This window comes from Kitasatospora sp. NPDC127060, from assembly GCF_042724935.1.
Taxonomy (GTDB): Bacteria; Actinomycetota; Actinomycetes; order Streptomycetales; family Streptomycetaceae; genus Kitasatospora.
This window is the reverse complement of sequence record NZ_JBHXEG010000152.1, coordinates 1-8,784: the sequence shown is the minus strand read 5'-3', so window position 1 is coordinate 8,784 and position 8,784 is coordinate 1. Positions and strand designations below refer to the sequence as shown.

Sequence of the window (8,784 nt, the reverse complement as noted above, 5' to 3'; positions counted from 1 at the left end):
ACCGCGCGAACCCGAGCCGGAACCCGAGCCGCCACCGTACGAACCACCGCGCGAACCCGAGCCGGAACCCGAGCCGCCACCGTACGAACCACCGCGCGAACCCGAGCCGGAACCCGAGCCGCCACCGTACGAACCACCGCCGTACGAACCGCCGCGCGAGCCGGAACCCGAGCCTCCGCGACCGCCGCCGCTGCTGCCGCCGTAGGAGCCGCCCCGACCCCCGCCCTGTCCGCCGCGACCGCTGCCGCCGCCGCTGCTGTTCCTGCCGTTGCCACTGCTACGCATCAAAGTGTCCGTACGTCGTTCCGTCTGGGATGTGCGGTCGTTTCGGCCGACCTCACCTCCCCCTACCGATCAGGCGTTGCCCGATCGGCATCGCCACTGCCGTCCGCGGCCTGCGCGACAGCGGCGGCGACCGCCTCCGCGATCATCGTGCCCTCCAGGGACTCCGCTTCCACGTCGTCGACCTCGGGCAGGAAGGGAGCGAGCTCCGGCAGCTCGTCCAAGCCGCGGAGCCCCATCCGTTCCAGGAAGTAGTTCGTCGTCCGATACAGGATCGCACCTGTTTCGGGCTCGGATCCGGCCTCTTCCACCAGTCCTCGCTGTACCAGGGTACGCATCACGCCGTCACAGTTCACACCACGGACGGCGGAAACCCGGGATCTGGACACCGGCTGCCGGTAGGCGACCACCGCCAGGGTCTCCAGCGCGGCCTGGGTCAGCCGGGCCTGCTGGCCGTCCAGCAGGAAGCGGTCGACGGCTGCGGCGCAGGTCTCCCGGCTGTAGAACCGCCAGCCGCCGGCCACCAGCCGCAGGTCGAAGCCGCGCCCCTGGGCGGCGTACTCGGCGGCCAGCTCGCGCAGCGCAGCGGCCACCGCGGCCCGCGGCCGCTCCAGCACCCCGGCCAGCCGGTCCTCACCGACCGGCTCGTCGACGACCATCAGGATCGCCTCCAGCTCGGCCTTCAGCCCCGGCCCGAGGGGCTCCGGTGCACCGGGAGTCGACGAGGCCGACTTCTGGTGCACCACCCGGGGCTCGCCGCCCTCCACCTCCGGCACCGCCACGGGCCCCGCCGCCGCCCGGTCCGGCAGCAGCTCGAAGGCCGGCTCCAGCCACTCCTCGGTCCGCGGCCGCCCCGGCAGCCCGAGCGGGCGGCGCACCGGCCGCCCACCATCGTTCCCGCCACTCATCGCCGCCCGTCCTCCTCCTGCGACTCCTGCGACTCCTGCTGCCCCTGCGGTTCCCGGGATTCCTCGGACTTCAGGGGCTCCCGGGGCCGCTCCGCCGCGCCCGCGGGCCGGTCGAACTCGTCGGTCACCTCGACCGGGCCCCGGCCCTCCTCGGCCACCCAGCGCACCCGCAGCTCACCGAGCGCCTCCGGCTGCTCGAAGGCCAGCGCCCGCTCCCGGTACAGCTCCAGCAGCGCCAGGAACCGGGCGACCACCACCATGGTGTCCGGTGCGTCCGCGACCAAGTCCTGGAAGGAGGCCTCGCCGAGGCCGGTGAGCAGCCCGGCCACCAGCGCGGCCTGCTCGCGCACGCTCACCGGCGGGGTGTGGATGTGGTCCACGTACACCACCGGCTTCGGCTTGGGCTCCATGGCCTTGGCCGCCAGCTGGGCGAGCCGCTCCGGCCCGATGGTGATGACCACCTCGGGCAGCAGCTCCGCGTGCCGGGGCTCCAGTCCGACGGTCCGGGGCCGCCGCAGCAGTTCGTCCGCCCAGCGCTCGCCGAACAGCGCCGCCGCCCGCTTGTACGCCCGGTACTGCAACAGCCGGGCGAACAGCAGGTCACGCGCCTCCAGCAGGGCGAGGTCCGCCTCGTCCTCGACCTCGGCCACCGGGAGCAGCCGGGCGGCCTTGAGGTCGAGCAGGGTGGCGGCCACCACCAGGAACTCGGTCGCCGCGTCCAGGTCCCAGTCCGGGCCCATCGACCGGATGTGCGCCAGGAACTCGTCCGTCACGGTGGCCAGCGCCACCTCGGTGACGTCCAGCTTGTGCTTGGCGATCAGGCTGAGCAGCAGGTCGAAGGGGCCCTCGAAGTTGTCCAGCCGTACCCGGAAGCCGCCCCGGGACTCCTCCTCGGTGGCGTTCGCGGCGCTGGCGGCTGGTTCGACGGTGCTCGGCATGACGGTCCATCTTCACCCGCCCGCACCGGCCGCCCCGCCCGGGGGCCGCCCGACACGCCGCCCGACACGCGTGCCCCGGGCCCGGGGCACGCCCCTGCGGGCGCCCTACCGGCCGCGCAGCCGCCGGACCAGGATCGAGGCCTCGCCGCGCTGCTCCAGGTCCGCCAGGACGACCGCGATGGCCTCCCGGACGATCCGCCCGCGGTCCACGGCCAGGCCGTGCTCACCGCGCAGCACCAGCCGGGTGTGCTCGAGGTCCATGAGCTCCTCGGCGGAGACGTACACGGTGATCTTCTCGTCGTGCCGCTCGCGCCCGGTCGGACGGCGCGGCGCGCGCCCGCGCGGCCGGGTTCGGCCGGCGGCGCCGGCCTGCTCCTCGGGGGCACCGGCGTGGGTGCGGCCGGCCGGGGCCGCGCCCTGGGGCCCGCCGACGCGCTGGGCGGGCGGCTGCGCGGGCGACGGCGCCGTGGCGGCCGACTGTTGCTCCTGCGGCGCCTGCCGGTCGTCCTGGGCCCCCTGAGCGGCCTCGGTACCCTCGGCGCCGTCCGTGCCGTTGACGGTCCGCGCGGTCTCCGGTCTGGATGCCTCGGCGGCCGGACGCGGCGCGAGGGACGGCGACAGCGCCATCCCTCCGGTGGTCCGGAACAGCTCGTCGGCACCCGGGAGACTCACTCGGCGGGGCGGCACCGGTCGAGCACCTCCCTGGCGAGCTGGCGGTAGGCGGCGGCACCGACCGAGTTGGTCGCGTACGTCGTGATCGGCTCGCCGGCGACGGTGGTCTCCGGGAAGCGCACGGTCCGCCCGATGACGGTGTGGAAGACGTGCTCGCCGAACGCCTCCACGACCCGCGCCAGCACCTCACGGCTGTGCACGGTGCGCGAGTCGTACATGGTCGCGAGGATGCCGTCCAGGCGCAGGTCGGGGTTGAGCCGCTCGCACACCTTCTCGATGGTCTCGGTCAGCAGCGCGACACCGCGCAGCGCGAAGAACTCGCACTCCAACGGGACGATCACGCTGTGAGCGGCCGTCAGCGCATTGACCGTCAGCAGGCCCAGCGAGGGCTGGCAGTCGATGATGACGTAGTCGTAGTCCGGCAGCAGCGGCTTCAGGGCGCGCGCCAGCGCGGACTCCCGGGCCACCTCGCTGACCAGCTGCACCTCGGCGGCGGAGAGGTCGATGTTGGAGGGCAGCAGGTCCATGCCGGGGACGGCGGTCTTCAGCAGCACCTCATCGGCCGTCAGGCCCCGCTCCATGAGCAGGTTGTAGACGGTGACGTCGAGCTCCATCGGGTTGACGCCGAGCCCGACCGAGAGCGCGCCCTGCGGGTCGAAGTCGACGAGCAGCACCCGGCGGCCGTACTCGGCCAGCGCCGCGCCCAGGTTGATGGTCGACGTGGTCTTGCCGACGCCGCCCTTCTGGTTGCACATGGCGATGATCTGGGCGGGGCCGTGCTCGGCGACCGGCGCGGGGATCGGGAAGTACGGCAGCGGACGGCCGGTCGGGCCGACCCGCTCGCGGCGCTGGCGCGCGGCGTCGGGGGCCAGCGTGGCGGCGTACTCCGGGTCCGGCTCGTACTCGGCGTCCGGGTCGTCGTAGGCGCCGTAGGCGAACTCGCCGTAGGCCAGGCCGTAGGCCGCCAAGTCGGCGTCGTGATCGGTCACCGTGGTCACCTGCGCTGTGTTCTGGCGTGCTTCGAAGGTACGGAGTGCGACCGAGCCGACCTCGGCCGAGCCCACGGAGGGCTGCCGGGCCCCGGACTCCTCACTCGGCTGGCCGGCGGTGAGCTCCGCCAGTCCTGGCTGACCACCCCCGGGAGCAATTGTCGACTCATTCACAAGTCGTCTTACCTCCTTGGGCATCCAGGACTCTATGTCGATTCGTCAGCGTGGCAGCATGCCGACGGTTTGCGACTCTAGGCCGTTCAAGGCGTTCGCAGCAACACAATCCACGGTAGTGGGCACGATGTGTCGACTATCGGGCGGGCTGCTGTCAAGGGATGAGCGGGCCTATGACCCTAACGTTTCCGCGGGCCGCCGAGGGTCGGGTGACACGACCCGGGGGAATTGACGACAGAGCGACCCGCCCGGTCCATCCGGTGTTCACGGGCACGGCGAAGCCCCCGACCCGAACGGATCGGGTCGGGGGCGAACGACCGCCGTGCGGTCAGGGAGTTCAGGCGAGCACGCTCTCCAGCGTGACCGACTCCAGGCCGAAGGCGTCGGCCACGGCCGGGAAGGTGATCTGGCCCTCGTGGACGTTCAGGCCCTTGGCGAGCGCCTCGTCACGGCGCAGCGCCTCCTTCCAACCGCGGTTGGCCAGCTCCAGCACGTACGGCAGGGTGGCGTTGGTCAGCGCGTAGGTGGAGGTGTTCGGGACGGCGCCCGGCATGTTGGCCACGCAGTAGAAGACCGAGTTGTGGACCTGGAAGGTCGGGTCGTCGTGCGTGGTCGGGTGCGAGTCCTCGAAGCAGCCGCCCTGGTCGATGGCGATGTCGACGAGCACGGAGCCCGGCTTCATCCGGGAGACCAGCTCGTTGGTGACCAGCTTCGGGGCCTTGGCGCCCGGGATCAGCACGGCGCCGATGACCAGGTCGGCGTCCAGGACGGCCTTCTCCAGCTCGAAGGAGTTGGACATGATGGCCTTGATCTTGGTGCCGAAGATCCGGTCGGCCTCGCGCAGCTTGTTGATGTCGCGGTCCAGCAGGGTCACGTCGTAGCCCATGCCGATGGCGATGGTGGCCGCGTGCCAGCCGGAGACGCCACCGCCGATGACGACGGCCTTGGCCGGGTGGGTGCCGGGCACGCCACCGGGCAGCACGCCGCGGCCGCCGGCCGGACGCATCAGGTGGTACGAGCCGACCTGCGGGGCCAGCCGGCCCGCGACCTCGGACATCGGGGCGAGCAGCGGCAGCGCGCCGTTGCCCAGCTGCACGGTCTCGTACGCGATGGCGGTGGTGCCGGAGGCGACCAGCGCGTCGGTGCCGGCACGGTCGGCCGCCAGGTGCAGGTACGTGAAGAGGGTCTGGCCCTTCCGCAGCCGGTGGTACTCGGAGGCGATGGGCTCCTTGACCTTCAGCAGCAGGTCGGCGGTGGCCCACACCTCGTCGGCGGTGGGGAGGATGGTGGCGCCGGCGGCCACGTACTCCTCGTTGGGGATCGAGGAGCCGAGACCGGCGTTGTCCTCGATGTAGACCTCGTGTCCGTTGCGGACCAGCTCATGCACGCCGGCGGGCGTGATGGCCACGCGGTACTCGTGGTTCTTGACCTCGCGGGGGATGCCGACCTTCACGACTGAACACGTCCTCTTGCCATGGGGGTCCCGACCGGAGAAGACCGGTGGGCGACGCGCACGTGGGGAGCCTCCGGGCAGGCCGGGGCATGGGGATCGCTGCGCGACTGAGTTCGAGTGTAATGAAGCCCAGGCGGCCTGTCAGCCTTCCAAATCGAATAATTTCGCCGAACACATTGGCAGGTTCGTAGGCTTCCACAGGAACTTACCTGCCATAAGTGCCGCAACCGGGCACTTTCGACGATACCTCTGAAAGTGCCCTCACCACCCGGCGTCGACGCGTTCCCGCAGGTCCGCGAGGGCGGTGCCGACGGCCTCCCGGCCGCGCTCGTCGCCGATCCGGCGCAGCACCGCCAGCGCGGCCCGGTACTCCCGGTCGGCCTCCTCGAAGCGGCGCTGCGCGGTGTGCGCCTCGGCCACCCGGGCCAGCAACCGGGCCTCCGCCGCGTGGTCCCCCAACGACTGCCGCAGGCCGAGCGCCCGCCCGTACCAGTCGGCGGCGCGCACCGCGTCGCCGAGCGCCCGGTGGCAGCCCGCCGCGCCCTCCAGGGCCCGGGCGCAGAGCGGTTCGTCCCCGACCGCACGGGCGTGCTCCAGGGCGGCCCGGTAGTGCGCGGCAGCCTGGTCCCAGCGGCCCGCGGCCACCTGCAGATCGCCCAGGTTGAGCAGCGCGGCCGAGGCCCGGCGGGGGCGGCCGTTGCGCTCGGCGACCGTGAGCACCAGTTCGTGCAGCCGGTAGAGGTCGGCGGGGGCGGCCGCGCCGGTCAGCGGCAGTGCCCGGAGCAGCGAGGTGACCAGCCGGCCGGCCGAGCCGTCCAGGTCGCCCTGGCCGATCGCGTCGGCCACCGCGCCGAGCAGCAGCTCGCGCTCGCCGAGCAGCCAGTCCCGGGCCTGGTCGGCGGAGTCCAGCCGCAGCGCGGCGGGCAGCGGCTCGGGCGCCGGGCCGCTGCCCGGGGCGAGCAGGGCGCGGGCGGACTCGGTGAGCCGAACCAGCCGCTCCAGCAGCCGGGCCCGGGCGAGTTCGGTCTCGGCGGGCCGGTCCTCCTTCTCCCGCAGCCGGACCAGCCGCTGGTGGAGCCGCCCGGGCACCCGGTAGCGCGGGGTGCCGTCCGCGGCCGGGGCCTCCTCGCCGAGCAGCTCCCGCTCCGCCAGCGCGGCCAGCGTCGCGGCGGCCTCCGGCACCGGGCAGCCGACCAGGGCGGAGGCGGTGCGCGGGTCGGCGGTCTGGGCCGGGGCCAGGGTGAGGGTGCGCAGCATCCGCGCCTGGGCGGCCGGCAGCCCCCGGTACAGCAGGGTGAAGGCCCCCAGCAGCGGGTCGTTGTCGGGGACGGGCACCGGCTCGGCCGGCTCGGGCTCCGGCCTGACCCAGGTCGACGGGTCGCCGGCCGGCTCGGGCGCGGCGACGGGCGCGGCGACGGGCTCCGCGGTCTTGTCCTCCGCCGCCTGCTGCGGGCCGTCCTTCTTCTTCTGGGCCCCGGCGGTGCTCGGCGTCCGACCGCTCTTCCCGGCCTTGCCGCTCTTCCCCGCCTTCCCGGCCTTCCCCGCCCTGCCGCCCTCGGCGTCGGCCCCCGACTCCTCCGCCACCACCCGGTCGAGCTCGCGCGCCGCGTCCGTGACCGCGGTCTTCGGGTTGCCGCGCAGCCAGCGCGCCATCAGCCGCAGCGTGGCCGGCCGGGCGGCGCAGGCCTCGGCGAGGTCGGCCCCGCCGACCGGGTCGCAGGAGATCCGGGTGCCGCCCACCAGGTCGGCCAGCAGTTCACCGGAGGCCTGCTGGTCCAGCCCGCCGAGGATCACCGGGTCGATGTCCTCGATCCCGGTGAGCGGCCCGGCCGTGGTGGCGAGCACCAGGCAGCCGGGCTCGTCGGCGAGCAGCGGCCACAGCTGCCCGGCGTCCCGCACGTCGTCCAGGAGCAGTAGCACCTTGCGCCCGGCCAGCGCCTCCCGCAGCGCCACGCCGCCCGGCTCGTCCCGCCCGTCCTCGACCGTCCCGGGCAGCGGCACCGCGGCCTGCGGGTCGAGCTGCTCCAGCAGCAGCCGCGCGGCCCGGCCCGGCGGCACCCGCCCGCCGTCCGGGGCGGACAGCCGGGCGAACAGCACGCCGTCCGGGTAGTCGGCGGCGACGGTCCGGGCGAAGCGGGTCGCCAGCGCCGTCCGGCCCGAGCCGGGGCGCCCGGCGAGCACCAGGACGGGGCAGCGGCCGCTCACCCGGCGGGCGGCGGCCGCCCTCAGCGCGGCCAGCTCGGCCCGCCGTCCGGTGAACAGCGTGGGCCCGGCGGGCAGCCGGTCGAGCCCCGGGACGGCGCCGGCGGGCGCGTCGGGGCCGGGATCCATCGTCGCCGTCTTCCTCGCCACCCGTGCCACTCCCGACGTCGTCCCGCGCTCAGCGCCCGGCGCAAAAAAGCGGGCGGCCCGGGACGGGCGCCCTGTCTGCGAAGCGTAGTTCGACCGTCCGGCTGATCCGAGGTGACATCCGGTCGTACGAACCGGCAAATCACCCCAAGGAATCAAGCCCGGTCGTCCGCGAACGCCGTCGGGGGTCCGGGGCGGGCGCTCAGGCCTCGAAGGGGCGAGCCGGCCAGGGCGCGTCCGGACGGCGCAGCCCGTCCAGGCCCGCCGGGGAGGTCAGCGCGGCGTGCACGGCGAGGGCGCCGGTCACCAGGGTCGGGTTGTGCAGCTGCCCGGCCTGGATCAGCCGGATCAGTTCGGGCACCGGGACCCAGGCGACCTCGATCTCCTGTTCCTCGCCCTCGGCCGCGTAGCGCTCGCCCTCGGCGGCCGACAGGTCGGTGGCCAGGAACATCCGCAGCGCCTCGTCGGTGCCGCCCGGGGAGGTGTAGTAGTCGGCGAGGATCCGCCAGGTGTCGGCCTTGCAGTGGGCCTCCTCGTACAGCTCGCGCTGGGCGGCGTGCCACGGGTTCTCGCCGGGCACGTCGAGCAGGCCGGCCGGCAGCTCCCAGAGCCGCTGGCGGACGGGGTGGCGGTACTGGCGCAGGACCAGCACCCGCTGCTCGTCGTCCAGGGCGAGCACCGAGACCGAGCCGGGGTGGGTCTGGTAGTCGCGCCGGGCCCAGCTGCCGTCGGGCATCCGGACCTCCTCGCTGCGCACCCCGGTGACCTTGCCCTGGAACGGCGTGCTGCCGCCCCGGACCTCCCAAGCCTCGGCCGTGTCGGCGATCACCAGGTCGCTCCGCTCGTCCATCGCTCTCCCCTTTTCGTCAGTACGACACAATCTAACGCCGGACGGCGGCCCCGCGGGGATCGCGGGGCCGCCCGCCGGGCACCGCGCGGGGCTTTCACGGGGGCCGGGGGCGTCGTGGTAGCGGTTGCGGGCGTAAACAGGCCCGCGCACCGCGGGGGCGGGGGGGGAG

General features: G+C 74.2%; 7 protein-coding genes. All 7 read right to left on the bottom strand.

What is annotated here, in order from left to right; translation table 11 throughout:
• Positions 1-347 precede the first annotated feature (347 nt).
• Positions 348-1,025 (bottom strand): SMC-Scp complex subunit ScpB, encoded by a 678-nt coding sequence (gene scpB, locus ACFWIS_RS39980; RefSeq protein WP_380454995.1) that lies wholly within the window; start codon positions 1,023-1,025, stop codon positions 348-350.
• Positions 1,026-1,186: 161 nt separating this feature from the next.
• Positions 1,187-2,128 carry a segregation and condensation protein A gene (locus tag ACFWIS_RS39975; protein ID WP_380454859.1) on the bottom strand — a complete coding sequence of 314 codons (942 nt, stop codon included), beginning with the start codon at positions 2,126-2,128 and terminating at the stop codon, positions 1,187-1,189.
• Between the two features lie 105 nt (positions 2,129-2,233).
• Positions 2,234-2,755 (bottom strand): hypothetical protein, encoded by a 522-nt coding sequence (locus ACFWIS_RS39970; RefSeq protein ID WP_380524361.1) that lies wholly within the window; start codon positions 2,753-2,755, stop codon positions 2,234-2,236.
• Positions 2,756-2,796: 41 nt separating this feature from the next.
• Positions 2,797-3,864, bottom strand: coding sequence for a ParA family protein (locus ACFWIS_RS39965; RefSeq protein WP_369808367.1), 1,068 nt, complete (start codon positions 3,862-3,864; stop codon positions 2,797-2,799).
• 436 nt (positions 3,865-4,300) lie between these two features.
• A complete protein-coding gene (gene ald / locus ACFWIS_RS39960; RefSeq protein WP_380463897.1) occupies positions 4,301-5,416 on the bottom strand; it encodes an alanine dehydrogenase in 1,116 nt (371 codons plus the stop codon).
• A 261-nt stretch (positions 5,417-5,677) separates the two neighbouring features.
• Positions 5,678-7,747 (bottom strand): tetratricopeptide repeat protein, encoded by a 2,070-nt coding sequence (locus tag ACFWIS_RS39955; protein ID WP_380463895.1) that lies wholly within the window; start codon positions 7,745-7,747, stop codon positions 5,678-5,680.
• Between the two features lie 220 nt (positions 7,748-7,967).
• The gene (locus tag ACFWIS_RS39950; protein WP_380463893.1) at positions 7,968-8,615 is read right to left on the bottom strand and encodes an NUDIX domain-containing protein; all 648 of its coding nucleotides are present in this window, start codon (positions 8,613-8,615) and stop codon (positions 7,968-7,970) included.
• Positions 8,616-8,784: the final 169 nt, after the last annotated feature.

Excerpts from the sequence above, each read along its gene's own strand:
- ACFWIS_RS39975 (WP_380454859.1), bottom strand. The coding sequence starts at position 2,128 with ATGCCGAGCACCGTCGAACCAGCCGCCAGCGCCGCGAACGCCACCGAG.
- ACFWIS_RS39955 (WP_380463895.1), bottom strand. The coding sequence starts at position 7,747 with ATGGATCCCGGCCCCGACGCGCCCGCCGGCGCCGTCCCGGGGCTCGAC.
- ACFWIS_RS39950 (WP_380463893.1), bottom strand. The coding sequence starts at position 8,615 with ATGGACGAGCGGAGCGACCTGGTGATCGCCGACACGGCCGAGGCTTGG.
- ACFWIS_RS39970 (WP_380524361.1), bottom strand. The coding sequence starts at position 2,755 with ATGGCGCTGTCGCCGTCCCTCGCGCCGCGTCCGGCCGCCGAGGCATCC.